The sequence below is a fragment of the Erwinia sp. E_sp_B01_1 genome (assembly GCF_036865545.1).
GTDB lineage: Bacteria > Pseudomonadota > Gammaproteobacteria > Enterobacterales > Enterobacteriaceae > Erwinia.
Genome location: NZ_CP142208.1, coordinates 2,945,657 through 2,971,355, shown reverse-complemented (window position 1 = coordinate 2,971,355; position 25,699 = coordinate 2,945,657). Strand labels below are relative to the sequence as shown.

General features: G+C 57.8%; 19 protein-coding genes and 1 pseudogene. 18 read left to right on the top strand and 2 right to left on the bottom strand.

All coding sequences use genetic code 11. The features are described from left to right. Window positions 1-26: 26 nt before the first annotated feature. On the bottom strand, window positions 27-1,004 hold the full coding sequence (locus VRC33_RS14070; protein WP_338556835.1) for a DUF1852 domain-containing protein: 978 nt from the start codon (window positions 1,002-1,004) through the stop codon (window positions 27-29). A 378-nt stretch (window positions 1,005-1,382) separates the two neighbouring features. Continuing rightward, window positions 1,383-1,808 (bottom strand): ASCH domain-containing protein, encoded by a 426-nt coding sequence (locus VRC33_RS14065; RefSeq protein WP_338556834.1) that lies wholly within the window; start codon window positions 1,806-1,808, stop codon window positions 1,383-1,385. A 561-nt stretch (window positions 1,809-2,369) separates the two neighbouring features. On the opposite strand from VRC33_RS14065, the gene VRC33_RS14060 reads away from it, so the two are divergent. The 18 genes and pseudogenes from VRC33_RS14060 to VRC33_RS13975 all read left to right on the top strand — a co-directional run bounded on the left by VRC33_RS14060 (window position 2,370) and on the right by VRC33_RS13975 (window position 25,457). Next, window positions 2,370-3,830 (top strand): NAD-dependent succinate-semialdehyde dehydrogenase, encoded by a 1,461-nt coding sequence (locus VRC33_RS14060; protein WP_338556832.1) that lies wholly within the window; start codon window positions 2,370-2,372, stop codon window positions 3,828-3,830. A gap of 383 nt (window positions 3,831-4,213) precedes the next feature. After that, complete coding sequence (locus VRC33_RS14055; protein WP_338556830.1) at window positions 4,214-5,683, top strand: aldehyde dehydrogenase family protein; 1,470 nt, start codon at window positions 4,214-4,216, stop codon at window positions 5,681-5,683. 32 nt (window positions 5,684-5,715) lie between these two features. Continuing rightward, a complete protein-coding gene (locus tag VRC33_RS14050) occupies window positions 5,716-6,384 on the top strand; it encodes a haloacid dehalogenase type II (RefSeq protein WP_338556828.1) in 669 nt (222 codons plus the stop codon). Window positions 6,385-6,399: 15 nt separating this feature from the next. Next, window positions 6,400-7,677 (top strand): FAD-binding oxidoreductase, encoded by a 1,278-nt coding sequence (locus tag VRC33_RS14045; RefSeq protein WP_338556826.1) that lies wholly within the window; start codon window positions 6,400-6,402, stop codon window positions 7,675-7,677. 29 nt (window positions 7,678-7,706) lie between these two features. Continuing rightward, complete coding sequence (locus VRC33_RS14040; RefSeq protein ID WP_338556824.1) at window positions 7,707-9,311, top strand: ABC transporter substrate-binding protein; 1,605 nt, start codon at window positions 7,707-7,709, stop codon at window positions 9,309-9,311. A gap of 14 nt (window positions 9,312-9,325) precedes the next feature. Beyond that, on the top strand, window positions 9,326-10,279 hold the full coding sequence (locus VRC33_RS14035) for an ABC transporter permease (RefSeq protein ID WP_338556822.1): 954 nt from the start codon (window positions 9,326-9,328) through the stop codon (window positions 10,277-10,279). Continuing rightward, on the top strand, window positions 10,279-11,130 hold the full coding sequence (locus VRC33_RS14030; RefSeq protein WP_338556820.1) for an ABC transporter permease: 852 nt from the start codon (window positions 10,279-10,281) through the stop codon (window positions 11,128-11,130). The genes VRC33_RS14035 and VRC33_RS14030 overlap by 1 nt, the downstream gene beginning before the upstream one ends. Further along, the gene (locus VRC33_RS14025) at window positions 11,127-12,791 is read left to right on the top strand and encodes an ABC transporter ATP-binding protein (RefSeq protein WP_338556818.1); all 1,665 of its coding nucleotides are present in this window, start codon (window positions 11,127-11,129) and stop codon (window positions 12,789-12,791) included. The genes VRC33_RS14030 and VRC33_RS14025 overlap by 4 nt, the downstream gene beginning before the upstream one ends. A gap of 30 nt (window positions 12,792-12,821) precedes the next feature. Then, window positions 12,822-13,664 carry a GNAT family N-acetyltransferase gene (locus VRC33_RS14020; protein WP_338556816.1) on the top strand — a complete coding sequence of 281 codons (843 nt, stop codon included), beginning with the start codon at window positions 12,822-12,824 and terminating at the stop codon, window positions 13,662-13,664. Next, entirely contained in the window at window positions 13,664-14,590 is a 927-nt protein-coding gene (locus VRC33_RS14015) for a glyoxylate/hydroxypyruvate reductase A (protein WP_338556814.1), read from the top strand. The genes VRC33_RS14020 and VRC33_RS14015 overlap by 1 nt, the downstream gene beginning before the upstream one ends. A gap of 1 nt (window position 14,591) precedes the next feature. Beyond that, window positions 14,592-15,725 carry a M20 aminoacylase family protein gene (locus VRC33_RS14010; protein ID WP_338556812.1) on the top strand — a complete coding sequence of 378 codons (1,134 nt, stop codon included), beginning with the start codon at window positions 14,592-14,594 and terminating at the stop codon, window positions 15,723-15,725. A 117-nt stretch (window positions 15,726-15,842) separates the two neighbouring features. Then, window positions 15,843-17,159 (top strand): 4-aminobutyrate--2-oxoglutarate transaminase, encoded by a 1,317-nt coding sequence (gabT, locus tag VRC33_RS14005; protein WP_338556810.1) that lies wholly within the window; start codon window positions 15,843-15,845, stop codon window positions 17,157-17,159. A gap of 132 nt (window positions 17,160-17,291) precedes the next feature. After that, window positions 17,292-17,798: an Lrp/AsnC family transcriptional regulator gene (locus tag VRC33_RS14000; protein WP_338556808.1), complete on the top strand. Its 507-nt coding sequence runs from the start codon at window positions 17,292-17,294 to the stop codon at window positions 17,796-17,798. Between the two features lie 340 nt (window positions 17,799-18,138). Further along, the gene (locus VRC33_RS13995) at window positions 18,139-18,603 is read left to right on the top strand and encodes a GNAT family N-acetyltransferase (RefSeq protein WP_338556806.1); all 465 of its coding nucleotides are present in this window, start codon (window positions 18,139-18,141) and stop codon (window positions 18,601-18,603) included. After that, window positions 18,603-20,664: pseudogene (locus tag VRC33_RS13990) on the top strand (hydantoinase/oxoprolinase family protein). The gene VRC33_RS13995 and the pseudogene VRC33_RS13990 overlap by 1 nt, the downstream one beginning before the upstream one ends. After that, window positions 20,654-22,633, top strand: a complete 1,980-nt coding sequence (locus tag VRC33_RS13985; protein ID WP_338556802.1) for a hydantoinase B/oxoprolinase family protein — start codon at window positions 20,654-20,656, stop codon at window positions 22,631-22,633. The pseudogene VRC33_RS13990 and the gene VRC33_RS13985 overlap by 11 nt, the downstream one beginning before the upstream one ends. A 78-nt stretch (window positions 22,634-22,711) precedes the next feature. After that, window positions 22,712-24,505 carry a thiamine pyrophosphate-requiring protein gene (locus VRC33_RS13980; protein ID WP_338556801.1) on the top strand — a complete coding sequence of 598 codons (1,794 nt, stop codon included), beginning with the start codon at window positions 22,712-22,714 and terminating at the stop codon, window positions 24,503-24,505. 106 nt (window positions 24,506-24,611) lie between these two features. Further along, entirely contained in the window at window positions 24,612-25,457 is an 846-nt protein-coding gene (locus tag VRC33_RS13975) for an oxidoreductase (protein ID WP_338556799.1), read from the top strand. Window positions 25,458-25,699 lie beyond the last annotated feature (242 nt).

Below are 25,699 nucleotides of genomic sequence, written 5' to 3'. Positions count from 1 at the left end.
ACAGGTGACCTTGTTTTTATGGTGAATCAAAGAACGTAATTAGCAGACCATTGCTCAAGAATGGCCCGGTATGGCTTGATAAATTGCTCTTCGGTGAACTTTCCCTGCTCAACAGCCAACTGGCTACGTTCTTCACGATCATAAACAATTTGCGTTAATGAATAATCCTGCTGATTCAGGCTGGGTTGATATTTTTTTCCTGCTACTGAATGAGCATTGTAAATCTCAGGGCGATAAATCCTCTGGAAAGTCTCCATCGTGCTGATGGTACTGACCAGCTCAAGATCGGTGTAATCATTAATTAAATCGCCAGAAAAATAGAAAGCTAAAGGCGCAACGCTGCCTGAAGGCATAAAGTAGCGAGCCTGTAACCCCATTTTCCGGAAGTAACGATCGGTCATGGAATATTCATCCTGCAGATATTCGACGCCCAATACAGGATGCTCATATTCAGTACGATGATAGGTATTTTTACTTGAAACGCTCAGGCATATCACCGGCTGCTTGCTAAAGTTCTCTTTATACGCGTCTGAATTAACGAAGCATTTAAAAATATTTCCATGCAAATCGCCAAAGTCATCCGGGGTGTTGAAGCCGGATTTATTCCTGTTATGCTCTGACAGCACAACGCTAAAGTCATAATCCCGCACGTAAGAGGAGAAATTATTCCCTACGATACCTTCAATGCGTTCGTTAGTTTTATGATCAACAATATTTGTTTTCAATATTTCAATCACCGGGAAGGTAGTCCCCTTGCCTTCAACATCCATTTCAACGGAGATGATGTTGAGTTCAACAGAATAACGCTCACCGGTAGGATTGTCCCAATGCGCCAGTGAATTGAAACGATCGTCGATCATCTTTAAGGCATTGCGCAGATTCTCCTGGCGTTTCGTCCCTCTGGCCAGATTAGCGAAATTGGTAGTGATGCGCGTATTTCCGGATGGATTATAATTCTCATCGAAAGAAATGCTCTTAAGGGTAAATCTGAATTCGTTATTCATCGCGATAGGGCATCCTGATTTCTGATATAAGACCTGAATAAATTTCTTGCTTTTAAGCGTTACCAAAATGATGGTTTTGTTATTCAGTCTTTTTAATAGTGTTAATAACTAGCAGCGTGCATATTTTATGCCACAGTCAGCAGTTGAGTAAAAGTGATTAAATTTCATCAAAACATGAGTCATCTTCATGTTCTGATGTTGGGGCGGGGGTGGCGTGGTGGCTAGAGCGCCGAAACGGATGTAACACTGTGCTGAAAAACGTAAGGATCGGAGAGTAGCTCAAACTGCTCGTCTGAAACTGATGCTGTGTTGCCTCAATCAATTGGTACTGATGTTATGTTGTCTCAGTCATTTGGCGCTGATGCTGTGATGTCTCAGTCAATGTCCTGCGGATGATAAAATCTCCGTCAGCTCAAACTCTTCTGCAACAAGCTCCATGTCATCAGAGTAAACGCCTTCCCTGGTGAAAAAGGCCTTGTGTTCATTCCGCCAGTATTCAAGGCTTAAATCGCCTTCACCTTCTTTTCTGGCAAAGTCTTCAGTGATGTCACAAAAGCGTACCAAACGCATCGAAACGATTCTGATAACACACACAGGCGCCCCAGATCCGTTAAGAATAATATTACAGCTACCCACTTTGGGGGCTGATTCTTCACGCTGAAAAGAGGCAAGAGAACCGCATGAGGCAGTTTTTATCCCTCTTATCACCAAACCAGCCAGCTCGTTTGCCATCTCTGCATTGTCCCCGATTGACCATGCCAGCGCCCCGGGGTACTTCATCTTTGTGCTATCGAATAATGCCATTATCAAATCCCTTTAACTTATTGAGTTATCTGTCAAACCTGACATGAGAAGAGTGTGTAAGCAACAAGAAAATGAAAAAGTAATTACAACATACTAGCCAGTTTCTATACCAGGGCGCCGTGTCTGTAACAATCAGGATTGGCTCTGCAGAAGATAAATAACAACCGGTTGATGCTCGCCAGTTCTCAACCATTGAATATTTTGACCTGTGTATTCTCCTTATCCGCCACCAACACAGAAGATAAGAGGGGGCGCCGGGGTGCGGGTTAGCCGGGTCTCAGCCACATGGACGTGGCTGCGAAGTCTCCAGGATGGATTCACGACGTCCCGGCTAACCCGCACCCCGGTGACACCTTTCCACCGATGCGGGTTTTGACCTCAGGTTTTGACCTCAGGTTTTGACTTCAGGTTTTGACCTCAGGTTTTGCCCCTCCCCCACAACAGCATAAAATTTCGTTTGCCCCCGCAAAACCCCCGCCAGCCCCCGGCGGCATCCCCGCATAACGCAGCATCCATTGCCTTGCTTCCGTTACAGTGAAAACAACGACTAAAGGGGATGTTATGCTCACACAACGCTTAAAAGATGCAGATTTACTCCGACAACTGGCCTGTTTCGATGGCCGCTGGCAGTCGGCGGATAACGGGGAAACCCTCACGGTAACCAACCCCTCTACAGGAGAGGCGATTGCCACTATTCCCGCCTTACAGCAGGCCGAAACCCAACGCGCTATCGCCCGTGCCGAAGCCGTGCGCCACGGCTGGGCTAAAACGCCTAACGCCCAGCGCGCTCTGCTGCTGGAAAAATGGCACCAGCTAATCCTCGAAAATGCCGACGATCTGGCGATCATCATGACCGCCGAACAGGGCAAACCGCTGGCGGAAGCCAAAGGCGAAGTGCTTTACGGGGCCAGCTTTGTAAAATGGTTTGCGGAAGAAGCGCGCCGAATCTATGGCGAAACGATTCCCGCCCCCACCGGCGATCGCCGCATCCTGATCATCAAACAGCCCGTTGGCGTGGCCGCCGCAATCACGCCCTGGAACTTCCCGATTGCGATGATCACCCGCAAAGTTGCCCCCGCGCTGGCGGCTGGCTGCCCAATCATCGTTAAACCCTCGGAACTCACGCCGCTCTCAGCCCTGGCGCTGATGGTGCTGGCTGAACGCGCTGGTTTCCCTTCCGGGGTAATCCAGGTGCTCACAGGCTTACCCCAGGGCATTGGAGCGGCGCTCACCGGCAGCCGCACGGTGCGTAAAATTTCCTTTACCGGATCAACCCGTGTCGGACAACTGCTGATGCAGCAAAGCGCAGACAGCATCAAACGCCTGAGCCTGGAACTTGGCGGCAATGCGCCGTTAATCGTCTTCGATGATGCCGACCTGGAAATTGCCGTCAGCGGCGTAATGATCAGCAAATTCCGCAACGCCGGCCAGACCTGTGTCTGCGCCAACCGCATCCTGGTTCAGCGCGGCATCTATCCCCGCTTTGCAGAACGACTGCTGGAAGAGGTGGCAAAACTTCGCGTCGCCGATGGCTTTGCAGAAGGCAGCACCCTCGGGCCGCTGATCAATGCCGCCGCCGTCAACAAGGTCAATGCGCATATAGATGATGCGGTCAGCCAGGGCGCCACTATCCTCACCGGCGGCATCAGCCAGGGGGAGGGCACGTTTGTTGCGCCTACGGTACTGGGCAACGTCACGGCGGCCATGCGCATCGCCCATGAGGAAACCTTCGGGCCGGTTGCGCCGCTGTTTATTTTTGACACGGAAGAGCAGGCAATCAGCATGGCCAATGACACCCCTTATGGGCTGGGTGCTTACTTCTTTACCGAAGACAGCCGCCGGGCCTGGCGAGTGGGAGAGGCGCTGGAATTCGGCATGGTCGGCCATAATACCGGCGCTATTTCGCTGGAAGTGGCGCCCTTTGGCGGAATTAAAATGTCCGGCGTGGGACGCGAAGGATCGCATCATGGCCTGGATGAATATCTGGAAATTAAAGCCATGCATTTCGGTAGCTTGAGCTGAAAAAATAAGCGTTTCTCCCGCATAAAAACGCCCTGACTCATTTTCTGAGAGGGCGTTTTTTTATTTCCGCCCTCCAACATATTCTGCGGTCATTCTCCACCCTGGTGCAGCATGATAACTTATCGCCCTGAGATGGTGCGTTTATAATGTGATGTAAATCATGAATTTACACCGGCAACGGATCGGCGAATTTTGCCACATGATTACGGCATAAAATTTCTTTACGCCGGTTTTTACGCATTTTTATTTTTTCACTGGCTGGCATACTTTCTGCATTAAGTGAATAAGGCGATAAACAACACCACGCAGAATAATCGTTAGCAGACTACTTAAAACGCTGGCGGGGCTTATTTTCCGGACCCGGTAAATATAAGGATTTTCCCATGTTGAGTTTTGATCCCAAAAAAGTTTCTCTGCCAGCAGGCCACTATATTAACGGTCAACACCGCACAGGTTCCGGCAGCCAGTTTTTAGTCAAACGTCCTTCAGATGGTTTGCCAGCGGGCGAACTGGTTGAGGCCAGCGCCGCCCTGGTGGATGAAACCGTCACCCTGGCCGACAGGGCCGTTAAGGAGAGCGGCTGGGCCAGTTGCCCACCACGCCAGCGCGGAGCCGTTTTGAAACGCTGGGCCGACCTGATCGAATCTGACCAACAACTCGCCCGGCTTGAGGCGTTAGCCTCCACCCGCCCGATCCACGATGTGGTCAATCACGAAATCCCGTTTACCGCTGAAGCCATCCGCTTCTATGCCGAGTGTGCCGACAAATACAGCGGCGATGTGTTACCCACGCGTGATGCCAGCCTCGGCATGCTGGTGCCGGAACCTTATGGCGTAATCGGCGCTATCACCCCCTGGAACTTCCCGCTGTCGATGGCTTCCTGGAAATGCGGCCCGGCGCTGGCAGCAGGCAATGCAGTGGTGCTGAAACCATCCGAACTGACCCCTTACTCCACGGTGCGCATGGCGGAGCTGGCCGTGCAGGCTGGCTTGCCCGCTGGCGTGCTCAATATCGTTCAGGGGAGTGGGGCAGTAACCGGCAGTGCGCTGGTGGCGCACCCGCTGATCCGCAAAGTGTCGTTCACCGGCTCCACGCTGACCGGGGCAAGGATCATGAGCGACGCCGCCTTCAACGGCATGAAACCGGTGACGCTGGAACTGGGCGGTAAAAGTCCTCAACTGGTGTTTGATGATGCCGGTGACGTGGCCGAAGTTGCAGGGCGTATCCTGCGCGGCTTCACCGCCAATGGTGGCCAGGCCTGCGTGGCAGGCACGCGGCTGATCGTGCAGCGCGGCATTGCCGATGCGCTGATTACCGCGCTGACAGAACTCTGCAAAGGCTTCCGTCCTGGGGTCACCTGGGATGAAAACAGCCGCTATGCGCCGATGATCGATCGCCGCCAGGCCGGCAAGGTTCAGCAGGTTGTCGAGGCGGCCTGGCAGCAGGGCGGAGAAATTCTGGTGGGTGGCAAACGTTTTGAAGGCACCGGTGAAGGCTACTTCTGGCAGCCAACCCTGCTGGCCAATGTCTCAGCAGAAAGCCCGGCCGTGCAGGAGGAGATTTTTGGCCCGGTACTGACCGTACAAATCTTTGATGAAGAGCAGGAGGGGCTGGCGCTCGCTTCCCATCCGACCTACGGCCTCTGCGCCGGGGTACACACCAAAAATATTGACCGGGCAATGCGGGCGATGCGGGGCATTGCGGCGGGCACCGTCTGGATCAACCGCTATGGCCGCTCCGGCGACTTTATTATCCCCACCGGCGGCTTCCACGGATCCGGCATTGGCAAAGATTTAGGCCGTCAGGCGTTTGAGGCCTGCCAGCGTTACAAAAGCGTACTGATCGATTTTTAAACCCCACTCAACAAGTCACAAGAGGATGCGTCATGGCTGTGTTTAAACCGAAGTACATTACCTTTGACTGTTACGGCACCCTGATCAACTTCGATATGGCCGGCGCGGCAGCTAAGCAGTTTGCCAACCGGGTCAGCCCGGAAAAAATGCAGGCCTTCACCGACGACTTCTCCAGCTACCGCATGGATGAAGTGCTGGGCGCGTTCAAGCTCTATCCGCAGGTGGTGGGCAACGCGCTCTACCGCACCTGCAACAAATGGGGCGTTGAGTGCACCGATGAAGATTGCGCCGCCATCATGACCGCCTGCGCCACCTGGGGACCCCATCCTGATGTCCCGGCAGGGCTGGCTGCAGTGGCTAAAGAGTTCCCGCTGGTGCTGCTGACCAACTCCACAGATGAGCTGATTAAAAATCACCTTCCCCGGCTTGGCGCGCCTGTCCATATGACCATCACGGCGGAAGAAGTCGGTGCTTACAAGCCGCAGATGAAAGGGTTTGAATACATGCTCAGCAAGCTGAACTGCGGACCGGAAGAGATCCTTCACGTCTCCAGCAGCCTTCGCTACGACCTGATGACCGCTTACGACCTTGGGATCACCCATAAAGTGTTCGTCAACCGGGGGCATGGTCCGGGCAATCCTGCCTACGGTTACACCGAAATCACCGGTGTTGATAGCCTTCCGGGCGTTGTGGGGCTTTAACCCCAGGAGCAGGCGATGAAACTGGAATCTTTCTGGCAGGCAACAGCCCCGGTGTTTACCGGGGCAGCACAGGGCGATCTGCCTGCCACCACGGATGTGGTGGTGATAGGCGGCGGGTTTACCGGTATTTCGGCGGCGTTAAACCTGGCGCGCAGCGGGCTGAAGGTAGTGGTGCTGGAAGCGGCTGAAGTGATGAGTCAGGCTTCGGCCCGTAACGGCGGGCACTGTAACACCGGCGTATCGCAGAACTTCGCCTCGCTGATTGCCAGCCAGGGCGTTGAGCAGGCCAGCCGTTATTATCAGGCCTTCGCCGATGCGGTGGACTACGTGCAGAGCCTGGTAGAGCAGGAACAGATTGCCTGTGATTTTCTGCGCTGCGGCAAAATTAAGCTGGCAAGCAAAGCCTCCCATTTTGCCTCACTGAGGGCGACTTACGAGGCGCTTCGCAGCACGGTGGATCAGGATGTTGAGCTGGTGGGTGCTGATGAGATCCGCCGTGAAATTGATTCCGATGCTTTCCACGGCGGCCTGATCCAGAAGCGCGGCGGCCAGATGCATATGGGCAAATTTGGTATCGGTCTGGCGGAGGCCGCAGCCAGGAGCGGTGCGGTGATTTTCGAACACACGCCCGTCACCAGCCTGACCCGTCTCAACGGCTACCGTCACCGCGTTGGCACCGCCAGAGGCGAGATCCTGGCAGATAAAGTGCTGATGGCGACCGGCTGCTCCAACGTCGGCCCGTTTGAGTGGTATCAGCGCCGCATCATTCCGGTGGGCAGCTTTATTGTGGTCACCGAACCGCTGGATGCAGAAAAGTTGCGCGGGCTGATGCCGCAAAACCGCACCTGCGTCACCTCTCTGAATATCGGCAACTATTTCCGCACCACCGCAGATAACCGCCTGGTGTTTGGTGGCCGTGCCCGGTTCGCGGTCAGCAGCCCGACTTCCGACGCCCGCAGCGGCAAAATCCTGCAGGCCGGTCTGAGCAAAATTTTCCCTTCGCTGTCGCAGGCCAGTATTGACTACTGCTGGGGCGGCCTGGTGGATATGACCGCCGATCGTCTGCCGCACGCAGGCGAGCATGAAGGGGTGTTCTACTCGCTGGGCTACAGCGGCCACGGCACACAGATGTCGGTGTGGATGGGGCGGGTAATGGCGGACCTGGTGGCAGAAAAAAGCAGTGAAAATCCCTGGCAGCGTGAAAGCTGGCCAGCCGTCCCCGGCTATTTTGGAAAACCCTGGTTTCTGCCCGTTGCGGGCTTGTATTACAAGGCTAAGGATCGGCTCTCCTGAGTTTAACGTTCGATTTTGAGGGTGTGCAGATGAGTAAATTTCGCAAAGAATTTAGCCGTGTTACCCCATCTTTAACGCAGGCCATTAATGATGTGTCGATCACCCGACGCGGGATGATGAAACTGCTCTCGGCAGGCGCGGTGATGAGCACCGGCCTGATCGGTTTTCCGGAGATGAGCTTTGCCGCTGAAAACCCGGTAAAGGGCGGCAAAATGCGCGCTGCCGTGGCGAACGCTTCCGCCACCGATACGCTGGACCCGGCCAAAGGCAGCAACAGCGGCGACTACTGTCGTCAGTTTATGTTCTACAGCGGCCTGACCGAGCTGGATAAATCCCTGGCCGCCAAACCGGCGCTGGCAGAATCCATTGAAAGCAGCGATGGCATCACCTGGCAGATCAAACTGCGTCCGGGCGTCACTTTCCACGATGGCAAGGCCCTGACCACCCAGGACGTGATTTACTCCCTTACCCGCCACAAAGATCCGGCAGTGGCCTCTGTGGCCATCAGTCAGGCTAAGCAGTTCAGCAGCCTGACCGCAGCCAGCCCCACCGAACTGACCCTGGTACTGACTCAGCCTAATTTTGATATTCCGACCGTACTGGCGACCAGCCCGTTCCTGATCGTTCAGGACGGCACCAAAGATTTCAGCAAAGGCGTGGGCACCGGGCCATACAAAATGAAAGCCTTTAACCCTGGCGTCAGCACCGTAGGGGTGAAAAACCCGAATTACTGGAAGCCAGGCCTGCCGCATCTGGATGAAGTGGAGCTGATGGGGGTGACCGATCAGGCCGCGCGCGTTAACGCCCTGATGTCCGGCGACCTGCATATTGTGGCAACCCTGACCTCAAACGATGTGAAGCGCCTGCGTCAGTCCGGTCAGTTTGGCGTGCTGGAAAGCAAATCCGGCATGTACACCAACCTGATTATCCGCACCGACATGAAGCCGGGCAGCAACGAAGATTTTGTGCTGGCGATGAAATACCTCCAGCCGCGCGAAATGATGGTGAAGACCGTGATGCAGGGCTTTGGTCAGGTAGCCAACGATACGCCGGTGCCGCCGTGGCATCCGATGTACAACAAGGATCTGCCGCAGCGCCCGCTGGATATTGAAAAGGCCAAATACCACATCAAGAAAGCCGGCATGGCCGGAGCTTCGGCTGAAATCATCACTACCCAGAACATTGAAGGGTCGGTAGAGGGAGGGCAGCTGATTCAGCAACTGGGCCGCTCCGCCGGAATGAATTTCAACGTCCGTCGCGTTCCTTATGACGGCTACTGGTCAACCCACTGGACCAAAGATCCGGTGGGCTACGGCTCAATCAACCCCCGTCCCACTATCGATCTGCTGCTCTCACAGTTCTATCTGTCCGACGCGCCTAACAACGAGTCCGGCTGGAAAAACCCCCAGTTTGACCAGCTGGTGCTGGCGGCGCGTGGCGAAAGTGACCAGGGCAAACGCAAGCAGATGTATGGCGACATGCAGAAGCTGATTTACGATCACTGCGGCACGATCATCCCCACCTTCATCAGCTCGCTGGACGGACACAGCAGCAAGGTGAAAGGGGTGGAAGCCTGGCCATCGGGCATGATGATGGGCTATCGCTTCCACGAGTTTGCCTGGCTCGCTTCCTGATAAGGAGAATGCCGATGAACCGTTACATGCTCTTCCTGATTGCCCGGCGCTGCGGTGCCGGCATGCTGACGCTGCTGATTGTCTCGGCGCTGGTGTTTTTTGTCACCAGTATGCTGCCCGGCGATGCCGCGCAGATGATGCTGGGGCAGAACGCCACGCCGGAAACGGTGGCGGCGTTACGCCAGCAGCTGGGGCTGGATAAGCCGCTGCTGATGCGCTATCTGAGCTGGCTGGGCGGCATGCTGCACGGCGACTTCGGCACCTCGTTCGCCAGCCATCTGCCGGTTTCTCAACTGGTGGCCCAGCGTATTCCCGCCACCTTTGAACTGGCGGGGATCACCACCCTGGTCTCCGTGCCGCTGGCGCTGATGATTGGCCTTACGGCGGCGATGAAGCGGGGATCGCTGTTCGATCGCGGCCTGATGGTCGGCACCATGGCTGTGGTTGCCGTCCCGGAATTTCTGGTAGCGACCATTGCGGTGATTGTGTTTGCCGTGAAGCTGCACTGGGTTCCTGCGATGTCGCTGGGCACACCCGCCCCGGATATCCTCAGCTACCTCAAAGCCTACGCGCTGCCGGTGTTAACCCTGTGCTGCGTGCTGGTGGCCCAGATGGCGCGCATGACCCGCTCGGCGCTGATAAATCAGATGGAAAGCCCTTATCTGGAGATGACGCTGCTGAAAGGCGTCTCACCGCTGCGCGCCATACTGCGTCATGCGCTGCCTAATGCCGTAGGGCCTATCGCCAACGCCATTTCGCTGAGCCTCTCTTACCTGTTCGGCGGGGTGATCATTATCGAAAGCATCTTCAGCTATCCGGGGCTGGCAAGCCAGCTGGTGGATGCCGTCAGCAACCGCGACCTGCCGGTAGTGCAGCTCTGCGTGATGGTGTTTGCGGTGTGCTACCTGGTGCTGCTGCTGATGGCAGATATCCTCACCATCGCATTCAATCCTAAATGGAGGGGCTGATGAACGCACTCACGTTACCCTGGCGCTTCTTTTTATCCCTCACGGTCAGCGGCCGCGCCGGTCTGCTGATCACTCTGGTCTGGATCTTTCTGGCGGTGTTTGGCGTCGCGCTGGCACCTTACAAGCTTGAAGATATCGGCGTGGGGCCGATGCTGGGCGGCATCAGCAAGGAGTTCTGGTTCGGCACCGATTATCTGGGCCGGGATATGCTCAGCCGCATTCTGTTTGGTGCGCGCTACTCAATCGGTCTGGCGCTGGGCGCGGCGGTATTGGCCAGCCTGACCGGCACGCTGCTGGCCCTGATGGCCGCCGTGGCCGGGCGCTGGCTGGAAGAGATCCTGGGCCGCGTCAACGATGCGCTGCTGGTGCTGCCGGGCAAAATCCTGGCGCTGATGATTGTGGCGGTATTTGGTTCCTCGCTGCCGATGCTGGTGGTCACCGCCGTCTTTACCTACTGGCCTGGCGCTTACCGTATCGCCTATGCCATGGCCTCCAGCCTGCGTTCAATGGATTACGTGCGCGCTTCCCGCCTGCGTGGCGAGAGCCGCTTTTACATCGCCATTCACGATATTCTGCCCAATATGCTGCACCCGATGCTGACCGATTTTGGTCTGCGCTTTGTCTACATTGTGCTGCTGCTCAGCGGTTTGAGCTTCCTCGGCCTGGGCGTGCAGCCACCTTATGCCGACTGGGGCACCTTAGTGCGTGAAAATCTGCAGGGGCTGTTTGATGGCTCTCCGGCGGTGCTGATGCCTGCGCTGGCCATTGCCAGCCTGACTATCGGTGCCAACCTGTTTATCGACAGCCTTCAGGCGATGCGTCCCATCAGCCCGGCGAAGGGGGTAGCATGAACGTGACACCACACAGTGCCAGCCCGGTTGTGGCGGTAGAAAATTTACGGGTGATCGCCCACGCTGAAGATGGCCATGAGATCCCGCTGGTTTCCGATATTCGTTTTACCGTGCAAAAAGGCGAAGTGCTGGCGCTGATTGGCGAGTCCGGCTCTGGCAAAACCACCATCGCGCTGGCGTTGATGGGGTATGCCCGCCACGGCTGTCACATTGCCGAAGGCAGCATCCATATTGCCGGAACGGATGTCACCGCGCTGACGCCCCAACAGCAGTGTGCGTTTCGCGGCAACAAAGTGGCCTATATCGCCCAGAGTGCCGCCGCCTCCTTTAATCCGGCGATGAAAATCATGGACCAGGTGGTGGAGCCGGTGGTGATCCACGGCATCATGAGCCGGGCGGAAGCGGAAAAGAAAGCGGTGATTTTATTCCGCGAGCTGGCGCTGCCCAATCCCGACACCATCGGCAAACGCTATCCCCATCAGGTCTCTGGCGGGCAGTTGCAGCGCCTGATGACGGCGATGGCGCTGATCAGCGATCCCGAAGTGGTGATCCTGGATGAGCCTACCACCGCGCTGGATGTCACTACTCAGGTGGAAGTGCTGAAAGTGTTTCGTCGCGTGGTACGCCAGCGCGGCATGACCGCCATCTACGTCAGCCACGATCTGGCCGTAGTAGCGCAGATGGCCGACCGCATTCTGGTGCTGCTGAAGGGCAGGATTGCCGAATATGGCACCACTGAAGCGCTGCTTCGTGCGCCGCAGGCGGAATACAGCCATCTGCTGCTGGAGGCGGCAAAACTTAAGCAGCGTCCCAGTCCGTGGATAACGCCCGATGAGAGCGTACAGCCGATGCTGGAAGTGCGCGATCTCTCGGCTGGCTATGGCCCGCTGGACAGCCAGGGGCAGCCGAAAATCCCCATTCTCTCAGACATTAACTTCAAACTCTGGCGCGGTCAGGCAATCGGCATCATCGGCGAATCCGGGTCGGGCAAAACCACGCTGGCCCATGTGATTGCCGGAATGAATGCCCCCTCCAGCGGCCACATCCTGTTTAACGGCCACTATATTGCGGCGGATATGCTCAAGCGGCCGGAGAACGAACTGCGCCGCATCCAGTATGTATTCCAGATGGCCGATACGGCGCTGAATCCGGCGCACAACGTCGCCACTATCCTCAGCCGTCCGCTGAAGTTGTTCCACGGGCTGCGCGGCGCGGCGCTGGAAAAACGGCTGTTTCAGCTGCTGGATCTGGTCAGGCTACCGCGCAACGTGCTGTGGCGTCGCCCCTGGGCGCTTTCCGGCGGGCAGAAGCAACGCGTGAATCTTGCCCGTGCGCTGGCAGCCGAACCGGACCTGATCCTGTGTGACGAAGTGACCTCCGCGCTGGATACGGTGGTGGCTGCGGCGGTGCTGGATTTAATTACCGAGCTGCGCCGCGAGCTGGGGCTTTCTGTTATGTTTATCAGCCACGATTTGCACGCGGTGCGCTCGGTCTGTGACGACATTATCGTGGTGCAGAATGGCCGGATGGTGACCCAGGTCAGCCGCGCCGATTATGACAAACCTTCGACAGAACTCTATTACGAACGCCTGAAGCGCGCCGTACCGGAACTGCGCCAGGGCTGGCTGGACGAACATGAATCCAGCGACATTGCGCTTTAGCTGACCGGACAGGATGGAAAGGAGAAAAGCATGACGATTCAGATTACGGCAATGCAGGAAAGGCACCTTGAACAGGCTTTTGCTTTAACACAGCAGCTGAAATGGCCGCACCGGCTGGCGGACTGGCAGCAGGCTCTGCAACTGGGTGAAGGCGTGGTTGCCGAGCACGAAGGGGAGCTGCTGGGTACGGCCATCTTCTGGCGCTGGGGCCATGATTATGCCTCACTGGGCCTGGTCATTGTTGCGGACCAGGCGCAGGGCAAAGGGATTGGCAAACAGCTGATGCAGACGATGCTACAGAAGCTGGAAGGATCCAACGTGCGGCTGCACGCCACAGCAATGGGCAAGCCGCTGTACGAAAAGCTGGGCTTTGTCGCTACCGGGTTTATTGAGCAGCACCAGTGCCGTGAGCTGGGCGAGGTGATCCCGCTGGCACCGGAGCAGGGGCAGCTTCTGCGTCCGGCCAGCCAGAAAGATGTCGGGCTGATGACGGAGCTGGATCAGCAGGCGCACGGGCAGTACCGTCCGGCGCTGATTGCCAGCCTGGTGGAGGGCGCCGAACGCACGCTGCTGCTGGAAGAGCAGGGCGTGGTCGTCGGGTTTGCCTGCCTGCGTCGTTTCGGGCATGGCTATGCCGTGGGGCCGGTTATCTGCCGCGATCTGGATCGTGCCAAAGTGCTGGTCACCGCGCTGCTAGCCGGTTTACAGGGAGAGTTTGTGCGTATTGATACTGACAACGAATGCGGCCTGGGCGACTGGCTCAACACGCTGGGCCTGCCACAGGTTGATGCCCCCGTCACCATGTATAAAGGCACGCCGTGGCAGCCTGCGGGCATGAAAACTTTCGGTCTGATGTCGCAGGCGATGGCCTGATGAATATTGTCTATAAATCCTCAGCCGAACGGGGCCGGGTCTGGGCTGAACTGCTGGCTAAGCTGGCCCCGGAAGCGACCTTCCGCCAGTGGCCCGACACCGGTAATCCCGAAGAGGTGGACTACCTGGTGGCCTGGCAGCCGCCGGAGAACATCCTCGGGAAGTTTCCCAATCTCAAAGTGCTGTTCTCTGTCGGTGCCGGAGCGGATCAGTTTGATTACGCCAGCCTGCCGCCGGAACTGCCGGTAGTGCGGATGATTGAACCTGGCCTCACCAGCGGGATGGTGGAATATGTCACCTTTGCCGTGCTGGGGTTGCACCGTGATATGCCACGTTATCTGCATCAGCAACGGCTACAGGTGTGGCACGAACATCCGGGCCAGATCGCTTCCCGCCGTCGGGTAGGGGTGATGGGCGTCGGCGCATTAGGCGAAGCCGCCCTCAAACCGCTGGTAGCGCTGGGCTTTGACTGTGCAGGCTGGAGCCGCTCGGCCAAAACGCTGCCCGGCGTGCACAGCTACGCTGGCGAAGCGCAACTGGGCGCGTTTCTGGCCCGTACCGATATCCTGATCTGCCTGCTACCGCTGACGGCGGCCACGGAAGAGATCCTCAACCACGCCCTGTTCAGCCAGCTACCAGAGGGCGCTTCACTGGTGCAGGTGGGCCGGGGTAAACACCTGAACCAGCAGCATCTGCTGGAGGCGCTGGAGAGCGGCCAGCTCAGCGCTGCGGTGATCGACGTCACCACGCCCGAGCCGCTGCCGGAAGGGCACCCGTTCTGGAGCCACCCGGCAATCTGGCTGACGCCGCACATTGCCAGCCAGACGCAGCCGGAGAGCGCGGTGCAGGCGTTGCTGGAGAACATCCGCCGGTTTGAGCAGGGCGAACAGATGAACGGTCTGGTAGACAGAGAACGGGGATACTGAGATGAACACGGACCATTTAGTCGCGCTGCGGCGTGACCTGCATGCGAACCCGGAACTGGGGTTTGCTGAGCACCGTACCGCCGGAATTGTGGCGGATTTTCTTACCGCGCTGGATATCGAAGTCCACCGGGGGATCGGTAAAACCGGTGTGGTCGGCGTGCTGCGCTGCGGCACCAGCAGCCGGATGATTGGCCTGCGCGCGGATATGGATGCGCTGCCGATGGACGATGCCGGTAGCCAGGCATGGAAAAGCCAGCAGCCCGGACGCTGCCACGCCTGCGGGCATGACGGCCATACCACTATGCTGCTGGGGGCCGCAGAAGCGCTGGCACACTCACGCGATTTTGATGGCACCGTGGTCTTTATCTTTCAGCCAGCGGAAGAGGGGCTGGCAGGGGCGAAGGCGATGATCGACGACGGCCTGTTTACCCGCTTTCCCTGTGAGGCGGTATATGCGGTGCATAACTGGCCGGAGCTGCCGCTGGGGACAGCCCAGACCCGTCCGGGCCCGATAATGGCAGCGGCAGATCGCTTCGATATCACCGTAAAGGGCGGCGGCGGCCATGCCGCGCAGCCGCACCTCAGCCCGGACACGCTGCTGGCCACCAGCGAACTGGTGGTGCAACTCAACACCATCGTGGCGCGTGCCGTGGACCCGTGTGAGCCCGCCCTGCTGACGGTAACCCGTATCAACGGCGGCTTCTCGCACAATATGATCCCGGCCCAGGCTACCCTCACCGGCACGGTGCGCACTTTCAGTCCGGCGGTACAGGATGTGATTGAAAAACGCCTGCGCGAAATGGCCGAACACGTCACGGCAGCCCAGGGGCTTCAGGCGGAAGTGGTCTACAACCGCTACTATCCCGCTACCGTCAACAGCGCACAGCAGGCAAGCCTTGCCTTGCTTGCAGCAGAACGTGCCGGGCTGAAAACCGCTGAGGCACCCAAACCCGCACTGACCTCCGAAGACTTCTCCTTTATGTTGCAGGCGGTGCCCGGTGCCTATCTGTGGCTGGGCTCGGCACAGAGCCGCCCGCTGCACCATTCCGCCTACGACTTCAATGACGACGTCATCCCTTATGGCATCAGCTGGTTCTGCGAAGTGGTGCGCGGCACGCTCAGCGCGAAAATATAAGCGTCGGATTGTCCCGCTTTTCAACAGTTAATGCTGCTGCCGGCGCTATTACGGCAGCAGGATCAACAGGCTTATTGCGATACTTGACCCATAAATGTCATACCGATGAGGAGAGAGATGCACAATTTACTGGCTGAGCAGCAGACATTTTCGGATAACGCGTTATTTCTTGATGCTCGTGACGAGCATATTCCCCGCGGCATAGTCACCGCGCACCCTGTCGTCATCGCCAAAGGTAAAGGTTCGGAAGTCTGGGATGTGGAGGGCAACCGCTATTTAGATTTTGTCGCAGGTATCGGCGTGCTGAACGTCGGGCACAGCCATCCGGCGGTGATTAACGCGGTGACGGAGCAGTTACAGCAGGTTTCTCACGCCTGTTTTCAGGTGGCGGCCTATCCGGCCTATATCGAACTGGCAAAGCGGCTGAATAAGCTGGTGGGAGCAGGAGAGAAATATAAAAGCGTCTTCTTCACCAGCGGGGCCGAAGCGGTAGAAAACGCGGTGAAAATTGCCCGCTCTTACACTAACCGATCCGGCATTATTGCCTTTGACGGCGCGTTTCATGGCCGGACATTATTAGGCTGTACGCTGACCGGTATGAGCCAGCCTTATAAACAGAATTTTGGTCCTTTTCCCGGCGATATTTATCGCGTGCCTTTCCCCAATGCGTTCCAGGGGATTTCGGAAGCGGACTGCTTAAAAGCGCTGGATACGCTGTTTGCCGTGCAGATCCTGCCCGAACGCGTTGCGGCGATCATTATCGAACCGGTGCAGGGCGATGGTGGCTTCCTGCCTGCATCCCCGGCGTTTATGCAGGCGCTGCGTGAGATCACCACGCGGCATGGCATAGTGCTGATTTGTGATGAAGTTCAGACCGGTTTTGGCCGCACCGGCAAAATGTTCGGCTTCCAGCACACCGGCATCCAGCCCGATCTGATCACCGTAGCCAAAAGCCTGGGCGGCGGTCTGCCAATCTCAGGCGTGGTGGGTAAAGCGGAGATGATGGAGGCGCCAACGCCCGGTGGCCTGGGCGGCACTTACGGCGGCAACGCGCTGGCCTGTGCGGCTTCGCTGGCGGTACTGGATCTGCTGGAACACACGAATTTGCTGGAACGCGCTAACCAATTGGGCGATCAGCTAAAAGCCAGGCTGGAGCAACTGGCCGACAAATACGCCTGTATCGGTGACGTGCGCGGCATTGGCTTTATGCGGGCGATGGAGATCATCGACTTTGAAACCGGCAAGCCGGATGCCGCGCTGACGCAGAAAATTCTCGACTGTGCCTGTCAGGAAGGGCTGTTGCTGATCAAATGTGGTGTCCAGCGCAGCACCATCCGTTTCCTGGCGCCGCTGGTGACCAGCGATTCCCAGCTGGAAGAGGCGCTGCATATTATTGATATTGCTCTGGCGCGCGCCACCGGAAGGCTCGGCTGATCTTTGCTTCCTCATTGATATTATTACGGTTATTGATTATGCCGCAGGAAGGTATGGCCCGGTAAATCGCTGGCGTCGCTGGCGGAAAGCGTGCTATACCATCCTATCGGTTTTTAGATCATGAGGGGTGCTATGAACGGCTTAATGAAACTGGATCGTATCGATATCAACATTCTGGTGCAGCTGCAAAAAGATGGCCGCATCAGCAATGTGAACCTGGCCGATGCCGTTGGTCTCTCTCCCAGCCCCTGCCTTCAGCGCGTAAAGCGTCTGGAAACCGCCGGTTTTATCACCGGCTATGAAGCCCATATCAATCTGACTAAAATCACTGACTCGGTCACCGTATTTACGGAAGTGACCCTGGCCGGCCACCGTCGTGAAGATTTTATGCGTTTTGAAGGCGCAATCCGCGAAGTGGATGAGCTGATGGAATGCCATCTGATCACCGGCGGCTACGATTACCTGCTGCGCTTTATCACCCGCAGCATTGAGCATTATCAGGAAGTGATTGAGAACCTGCTGGATGCCAAAGTCGGCATTGATAAATACTTCAGCTATATCGTGATCAAATCCCCGATCATGAAAAGCAGCGTGCCCCTGCGCTCGCTGATTTCCCGCCATACTCAGGTTGAGTACTGAATATCGCGCGACAGAGGTAAAGCGATTTGCAAAGAGCAGGCTCAGGGAGCCTGTGCCTCGCACAAAGACGCAAAAAGCGCCCTCCCTGGCAGCTCAGCACGGGCCGTCCGTGGCCCGTGATGCTTTGCTCAAGGCACAGGCTCCCATCGCTTCAGGGTTCGTCAGCTGTCTGAAAGGTCAAACCCTCTACGTCTGCGTCCCTTAAGCTGCCCGGCAGAAAATTTCTTTCAGCCTTTTAATTCGCGGTAAATACGCTGTTGCGTGGCGCAGATTGTTCCCCCCGCGAACTGACTCGCCCTAAACTCGTGTTATTCCGCGATAAATTAAGTCAGGAGCGCCCATGATCCCGCCGTTTGTTCCCCGTCTGGCCAGCTGGCAGCGTGGTGATTTTCTGTTAAGTACCGACCCGGATTTAATCGACGTTGACTGGGTTCACCAGCAGCTTTCCGCACACACTTACTGGGCTAAAGGCCAGAGCCGTGAGACCACGCTCCGTTCGCTGGCGGGTTCGTTGCTGTTCGGGCTTTACCACCACCAGCAGCAGATTGGTTTTGGCCGGTTGATTACCGACTATTGCCGGTTTGCCTACCTCAGCGACGTGATTGTGGCACAAGCGCACCGGGGGAAAGGGCTGGGTCGCTGGTTTGCCGAATGCGTGACGGAACATCCTGAACTGACTGGCGTAAAGCGCTGGATGCTGGCAACCGAAGATGCCCATGAACTTTACCGCCGGGCTGGCTGGCAGCCGGTGGCCGAACCGCAAAGGCTGATGGAATTTGTGCGGCCTGCAAGGGAGGATCGCTGATGAGCTGGCGCGTGGGGGTAGATATTGGGGGGTCCTTTACCGATTTCGCGGTGCTGGATGAGCGGGACAATACGCTGCGCACCCTGAAAGTCCTCTCCAGACCTGACAGTCCGGGTAGCGAAATCACTGACCGGCCTGAGCGCGTTCCAGCAGCGTGACGGCATCAATCCGCAGGAGATAACTTACTTCACGCATGGCACCACGGTGGGCGTGAACGCGGTGATCCAGCGCAAAGGGGTGAAGCTGGCGCTGTTCACCACCGAAGGCTTTGGCGATGTGCTGGAGCTGGCAAGGCTGAAAATCCCCCATATTCACGATCTTTTCTCACGGCGACCGGTGCCGCTGATCTCCCGCGATCGTGTGTTTGCCATTGCAGAACGTACCGATCGGGATGGCAAAGTGCTGAAAGCTCCGGAGCGGGAAAGCGTGCTTGCGGCGGTAGAGAACGCCCGTGCCGCAGGCTGCGTCGGGATAGTGGTGTCGCTGCTGCACAGCTACCGCAACGGCAGTAATGAACAGGCGGTGCGCGAGATTATTAATGAGGTTGCGCCGGAGTTGCTGATCTCCTGCTCGGCGGAAATCTGGCCGATTATTCGTGAGTATGAACGCACCATCACGGCGGTGATCAACGCCTATGTCCAGCCGCAGGTGATCCACTATCTGCACTCGTTTGAACGGGCGCTGCTGGGGATGGGCGTCACCGTGCCGCCACGCATCACCAAATCCAACGGCGGGGTGATGAGCGTGGAGCAGGCCAAAGCAGAATGCGTACAGATGGTGCTTTCCGGCACCGCCTCCGGGGTGATCGGGGCCAGCTATCTGGCGCAGACCTGCGGCTTTGAAAAACTGCTGAGCCTGGACATTGGCGGCACCAGCGCCGATGTGGCGGTGATCGTCAACGGCAGGCCGGAGTATGGCACCGGGGAAATTATCGGTGAGTTTCCGATCTATATTCCCTCGGTATCGGTGACCTCGGTCGGGCAGGGCGGGGGATCGCTGGCGTGGATTGATGCGCTGGGCGTGTTACAGGTCGGTCCCGACAGCGCCGGTTCTTTGCCAGGCCCGGTCTGCTTCCGCCGGGGCGGCACTCAGGCCACGGCCACGGATGCGTTTGCCGCCTGCGGACTGATTGGGCATGGCGACCTGGGCTACAACGCGGTGCAGGTGGATGTGGCTGCCGCGCGGGCGGCGGTGAAGGTGCTGGCCGATCCGCTCGGCATCGCGATGGAGGAAGCAGCGGAAAATATTATCGCGCTGGCCGTCTCCAGTATGTACAGCGACACCAGCGGGCTGCTCTCCCGCTTTGGCCTGGACCCGCGCGAATTCTGGTTCCTAGCCTTTGGCGGCGCAGGGCCGATGATGGGCTGCTTCCTCGCCCGCGAACTGAATATGAAAGGCGTGGTGGTGCCGCCGACGCCGGGCGTGCTCTCGGCGCTGGGCGGGCTGGTGGCGGATCTGAAAAATGATTTTATCAGCACCCTGTACTGCGATCTGACGCCTGACGTGGCGGATGAACTCACGGAAAAAGCCACTCTGCTTCAACAGGAAGCCGAAAGCTGGCTGGAGCGGGAATATGGCACGGGGCTCCCCCGCACGCTGAGCTTCTCTGCGGAAATGCGCTATCGCGGGCAGTCCTTTGAAATTGATGTCGCGCTTGAGCCAGAACCCCTGATGCAGGGTGATACCGACGCGGTGAAAGCCGCTTTTCAAGCGCACCATCACCGGCTGTTCGGCCATCACGATCCCATTGCGGCGGTGCAGCTTATCGCCCTGCGGCTGGTGATAGCGTCCCCCACGCCAAAACCGCAGATGGTACTGCTGCCTGAGGCCAGCGCGCCGGTTGAGATGCTGAGGCAGGTGGAAGCCTGGCTGGATGGACGATGGTGGCAGGTGGATGTGGTGTCACGGGCGTCGCTGGCGGCCGGACATCACTTTGCCGGCCCGGCTATCGTGCTGCAGGATGACTGCACCACCTGCGTCCCGCCCGGCATGGTGGTGGACGTTGACCGCTTCGGCAATCTTCTTATCACTTCGCTGGAGGCTACTCAGCATGGCAATTGATGGTCGTAACCTGCAAATTCTGGCTAACTACTGCGCGGCAGCGGCGGATGCGATGGCCTTTACCCTGATGCGCACCGCCCACTCCACCTTTGTGAAAGAGACCGAAGATTTCTCCTGCCAGATTGTCAGCCGCAGCGGCCTGGCTTTTGCCTCCCCGCGCAGCTTTGGTGCGCCCTGGTACAGCGGCATCGATTACGGCCCGGTGCTGGCGTTGATCGACAGTTATCAGCAAGGGGACATCTGCATCACCAACGACTCATACGCTGGCAACGTGGCGACCCATTCGCCCGATATCCATATCTGGAAGCCGGTGTTTCACGAGGGCGAGATTGTCTGCTTTGTGGTGGGGCATATCCATAACACCGATGTTGGCGGCGCGGTGCCCGCCTCGCTGTCCCGCTCCCTGACCGATATCGTGCAGGAGGGGCTGCGCATCCCGCCGCTGAAAATTATTACCGGCGGCAGACTCAACGAAGAAGTGGCCCGCATCATGCGGCTGAACGTGCGCGCACCGGAGCAGAACTGGGGAGACTTCAATGCACAAATCGCCTCGGTGAATATTGGCGAACGCAAGGTGCAGGAGATTATCGCCCGCTTTGGCGTGGAGGATTTTCTCAGCGGCATTGAAGGGATCCTGGACTACGCCGAAAAGCAGGCCAGAGCCATTATTGCCACGCTTCCCGACGGCGACTATTTCTATGCGGATTATGCCGACGAGGACAGCGAAGGCGGCTATCCCTGCCGCATCGCCGTCACGCTCAGGGTCAAAGGCGAGCTGCTGGAGCTGGATTACACCGGCAGCGATCCGCAACTGATGTCCTCGCTGAATATGCCCACTGGCGGACGTGAACGCCATCCGCTGGCGCTGGTCGGCGTGACGTATGTGCTCTCGACGCTGGATAAAAAATTACTGCTTAATGCAGGCACGCTGCGACCAACCCGCGCCATTTTGCCGCCGGGTACCATCATGAACTGTGAGGCGCCTGCCGCCGTGGGGATGCGCTCCCTGACCTGTGCGATGTCGCAGATTGCCACGCTGGGGGCGTTTTCACTGGCGATCCCCGACCGGCTTCCTGCCAATTCGCCCGGCGGCAATTCAATTATGAATATCCGCACCGTAGATCGGCAAAACCGCACGGTGGTGGCCTCCCTGGGGCCAGTGGGGGGCGGATCGGGAGGCACGCCGGAGCACGACGGACCGGAAGGATCGGGTGGGCTTTCTGCATTTCTGAAAAATACCCCGATTGAGATCAACGAGGCGGAAGTTCCGGTTCGCTTCCTGCGCTATGGCCTGGCCTGTGACAGCGCCGGAGCGGGTGAGTATCGCGGCGGGCTGGCGACGGAGATGGTTTTTGAAGTTTTCTCCCCCAATACCACCATTACTGCGCGCAACCGCAACCGATCGGTCTTTGCCTCGGCGGGGACGTTGGGCGGCAAGGCGGGCTCACTCTCCTGGTTCCAGACCCGGACACCGGAGGGCGTCATTACCGCGCATGGCAACACGGATGTGATTCATTGTGGGCCGGGCGATGTGGTCACGGTGAAAGGGCCGGGTGCCGGAGGTTATGGCGCGGCCAAAAAGCGCCAGCCAGCCGCGGTGCTTCGCGATGTGAACTGCGGATTTGTCTCTGAGGCCGCAGCCCGACGTGACTATGGCGTGGCGATAGTCCAGGGCGAAATTGACCCGCTGGAAACCGCTGCATTACGCGCAGCGATGCCAGAACCGGGCGCTGAACATTTCGATATTGGTGATGCCAGGCGGGAGTTTGAATCACTCTGGACGCAGGAGCGTTACCGGTTACTGACCGCCTTTCTTGCCGATCGTCCGGTAGTCTGGCGGCACTTTTTGAAGCACCAGATTTTTGCTGCGGTGAAAGCGGGGGAGCACGGTGAGCTGGCGGTGTCAGACCAGATGGCGCAGCTTTTTTCGGCCCTGATCCAGCGTTTCCCGGCGTTGACTGCCAGCTGACCCAAAGCACTGATGGCGTCACGGTGCCGTTTTGTCATCTATCCTTATTAGCCTGCACATGAAATAAGGAGGCCAGAGATGAGCACCAAAACCAGTGATTTTTTTGTTGAACGTCTGAAAGCCTGGGGCGTAACCCGCATTTATGGTTACCCTGGCGACGGCATCAACGGCGTACTGGGGGCGCTTCAGCGCGCGGAAAAACGCGGCGAGGGCATCGAGTTCATTCAGGTCCGCCATGAGGAAATGGCCGCCTTTATGGCTGTGGGGCACGCTAAATTCACCGGCGAGCTGGGGGTCTGTCTCTCCACCGGCGGCCCTGGCGCCACCCATCTGCTGACCGGCTTATACGATGCAAAAATGGATCACGCGCCGGTGCTGGCGATAGCAGGCCAGGCTGAAACCACCGCGCGCGGTGCCAGCTATCAGCAGGAGATGAACCTGGATCGCGTCTTCTCTGACGTGGCAAACTTTGTTCAGGAGACGGCCACCCCGGCTCAACTCCGCCATCTTGTGGATCGTGGCGTGCGGATTGCCAAAGCGCAAAACGGCGTGGCGGTGCTGATCCTGCCGAAAGATGTTCAGGACGAACCCTGGGAATCCCCGGCACATGCCCACGGTTACACCCACTCTGCGGTTGGCTATCAGCGCCCTAAAGTCGTGCCTTATCCTGCCGATCTCGCGCGGGCTGCCGAAGTCTTAAACGCCGGTAAACGCGTGGCAATCCTGATTGGCTCAGGGGCCAGAGGCGCGGCTGTTGAAGTGGTACAGGCGGCAAACCTGCTGGGCGCGGGCGTGGCAAAAGCGCTGCTGGGCAAAGACGTGCTGCCGGATGATGCGCCTTTCGTCACCGGCTCCATTGGCCTGCTGGGCACCCAACCTTCTGCTGAAATGATGAAATCCTGCGACACCCTGCTGATGATTGGTTCGGGCTTCCCCTGGACGGAATTCTTGCCGGAAGAGGGCCAGGCCAGAGCCGTACAGATCGATATCGATCCCGCCATGCTGGGGCTGCGCTATCCTGCCGAAGTGAATCTCCACGGGGATGCGGCTGAAACCCTGCGTGAACTTCTGCCGCTGCTGACCCATAAAGAAGACCGCGAGTGGCAGGAAGAGATTGCCCGTCAGGTGCAGGCCTGGTGGCAGGTGATGGAAGACCGGGCGATGGCCAAAGCCAGCCCGGTGAATCCTCAGCGGGTAGTGTGGGAGATGTCTCCGCTGCTGCCGGACAATGCAATTGTCACCTCAGATTCCGGCTCCTGTGCCAACTGGTTTGCCCGCGACTACCGGGTTAAACAGGGGCAAAGGGCTACCTTATCCGGCGGGCTGGCCTGTATGGGCGCGGCGGTTCCCTACGCGATTGCCGCCAAGTTTGCCGAGCCGGAAAAACCGGTGGTGGCGCTGGTGGGCGATGGCGCGATGCAAATGAACAACATGGCGGAACTGATCACTATCCAGAAATACTGGAAACAGTGGGCGACGCCTCATCTGATCGTGTGCGTGTTCAATAATCAGGATTTAAATCAGGTCACCTGGGAGCAACGGGTGATGGAGGGGAATCCCCGTTATGAAGCCTCGCAGGATGTTCCCGACGTGCATTACGCCCAGTTTGCGGAATCGCTGGGGCTGAAGGGCATTTACATTGACGATCCCGAAAAGCTGAGCAGCGCATGGGCTGAAGCGCTGGCTGCCGACAGGCCGGTGGTGCTGGAGGTGAAAACCGATCCGGAAGTGGCCCCGCTGCCTCCGCATATTACCTTTAAGCAGGCCAAAGCCTTTATGGCCTCTATGGCGAAAGGCGACCGGGGCGCAGGCAAGGTCATTGCCGATACCGCCAGCCAGCTGCTGAACGAAGTGCTGCCGGGCAAGCATTAATCCCGGCAGACAGGAAGCCGCAAGCGGGCTTCTGTACCCGATCTCCGGTCCCGGTCATGTCACACCGGGATCAGCACTCTCTTATCGCCTTTATGAGGACGCCCGTATGAGCATTGAGAAAAAACCCGTCTGGTTTATTACCGGTTGCTCCACCGGCTTTGGCCGTGAACTGGCTAAAGAGTTGCTGCAAAAAGAGTACAACGTGGTGGTTACCGCCCGCGATAAAAGCAAAGTTGAGGATCTGCTTGACGGGTCCGACGATCGTGCCATCGCCGTGGCGCTGGATGTCACTGATAACACTTCAATTAAACAGGCTGTGGATGCTGCGCTGGCTAAATTTGGCACCATTGATGTGCTGGTCAACAACGCCGGTTACGGCTATCAGTCTTCGGTGGAAGAGGGGGAAGATCGGGAGATTCGCGCTCAGTTCGACGCGAATGTATTTGGTCTGTTTGCCATGACCCGCGCGGTATTACCAACCCTGCGCAAAGCGGGAAGCGGCCATATCATCAACATTACTTCCGTGGCTGGCATCATCGGCTTCCCCGGCTCGGGTTATTACTCGGCCAGCAAACACGCGGTAGAAGGATGGTCAGACTCTTTGCAGGCTGAAGTGGAGCCGCTGGGTATTCAGGTCACCTGCGTGGAGCCGGGCCCGTTCCGCACCGACTGGGCTGGTCGCTCGCTGCATCAGACCCCAAGCAGGATCGAGGACTACAGTGAAACGGTGGCGGCCAGAATGAAAAGCACCTCGGAAAACAGCGGCAAACAGTCGGGCGATCCGGTGCGTGCGGCTCAGGCGATCATCGCGCTTACCGAAGCCAGCTCCGCACCCCGTCATCTGGTGATGGGCAGCTGGGGCTATGACGCAGTCACCGCCAAAATCAAAGCCCGTCTCAGCCAGATTGAAGCCTGGAAAGCGCTCTCGGTTGGCACTGATTTCCCTAAGTAAAGATTGTGATCAGGACTCAAATACAAAGGGATTAAGCAATTGTCGTTTCCAGAAAAATTTACAATCGATTTCTGACAGTTCTGTCTCATTGCAAACCGCATCCCAGTGCTGTTCGATCAGGGCAATCTGCCTGTCAAAAATGCACCATGGATAGACCATTAAGCATCTTATTGGTCTATCCATGGTGCATTTTTACCTGGATTTTACCAGGGGGATGGTACAGGGACAGGTACTCAAAGGGT

What these genes read in the sequence shown, in the direction of transcription:
- VRC33_RS14070 (WP_338556835.1), bottom strand. Translation starts at nt 1,004, where the DNA reads ATGAATAACGAATTCAGATTTACCCTTAAGAGCATTTCTTTCGATGAG.
- VRC33_RS14065 (WP_338556834.1), bottom strand. Translation starts at nt 1,808, where the DNA reads ATGGCATTATTCGATAGCACAAAGATGAAGTACCCCGGGGCGCTGGCA.
- VRC33_RS14060 (WP_338556832.1), top strand. Translation starts at nt 2,370, where the DNA reads ATGCTCACACAACGCTTAAAAGATGCAGATTTACTCCGACAACTGGCC.
- VRC33_RS14055 (WP_338556830.1), top strand. Translation starts at nt 4,214, where the DNA reads ATGTTGAGTTTTGATCCCAAAAAAGTTTCTCTGCCAGCAGGCCACTAT.
- VRC33_RS14050 (WP_338556828.1), top strand. Translation starts at nt 5,716, where the DNA reads ATGGCTGTGTTTAAACCGAAGTACATTACCTTTGACTGTTACGGCACC.
- VRC33_RS14045 (WP_338556826.1), top strand. Translation starts at nt 6,400, where the DNA reads ATGAAACTGGAATCTTTCTGGCAGGCAACAGCCCCGGTGTTTACCGGG.
- VRC33_RS14040 (WP_338556824.1), top strand. Translation starts at nt 7,707, where the DNA reads ATGAGTAAATTTCGCAAAGAATTTAGCCGTGTTACCCCATCTTTAACG.
- VRC33_RS14035 (WP_338556822.1), top strand. Translation starts at nt 9,326, where the DNA reads ATGAACCGTTACATGCTCTTCCTGATTGCCCGGCGCTGCGGTGCCGGC.
- VRC33_RS14030 (WP_338556820.1), top strand. Translation starts at nt 10,279, where the DNA reads ATGAACGCACTCACGTTACCCTGGCGCTTCTTTTTATCCCTCACGGTC.
- VRC33_RS14025 (WP_338556818.1), top strand. Translation starts at nt 11,127, where the DNA reads ATGAACGTGACACCACACAGTGCCAGCCCGGTTGTGGCGGTAGAAAAT.
- VRC33_RS14020 (WP_338556816.1), top strand. Translation starts at nt 12,822, where the DNA reads ATGACGATTCAGATTACGGCAATGCAGGAAAGGCACCTTGAACAGGCT.
- VRC33_RS14015 (WP_338556814.1), top strand. Translation starts at nt 13,664, where the DNA reads ATGAATATTGTCTATAAATCCTCAGCCGAACGGGGCCGGGTCTGGGCT.
- VRC33_RS14010 (WP_338556812.1), top strand. Translation starts at nt 14,592, where the DNA reads ATGAACACGGACCATTTAGTCGCGCTGCGGCGTGACCTGCATGCGAAC.
- gabT (WP_338556810.1), top strand. Translation starts at nt 15,843, where the DNA reads ATGCACAATTTACTGGCTGAGCAGCAGACATTTTCGGATAACGCGTTA.
- VRC33_RS14000 (WP_338556808.1), top strand. Translation starts at nt 17,292, where the DNA reads ATGAACGGCTTAATGAAACTGGATCGTATCGATATCAACATTCTGGTG.
- VRC33_RS13995 (WP_338556806.1), top strand. Translation starts at nt 18,139, where the DNA reads ATGATCCCGCCGTTTGTTCCCCGTCTGGCCAGCTGGCAGCGTGGTGAT.
- VRC33_RS13985 (WP_338556802.1), top strand. Translation starts at nt 20,654, where the DNA reads ATGGCAATTGATGGTCGTAACCTGCAAATTCTGGCTAACTACTGCGCG.
- VRC33_RS13980 (WP_338556801.1), top strand. Translation starts at nt 22,712, where the DNA reads ATGAGCACCAAAACCAGTGATTTTTTTGTTGAACGTCTGAAAGCCTGG.
- VRC33_RS13975 (WP_338556799.1), top strand. Translation starts at nt 24,612, where the DNA reads ATGAGCATTGAGAAAAAACCCGTCTGGTTTATTACCGGTTGCTCCACC.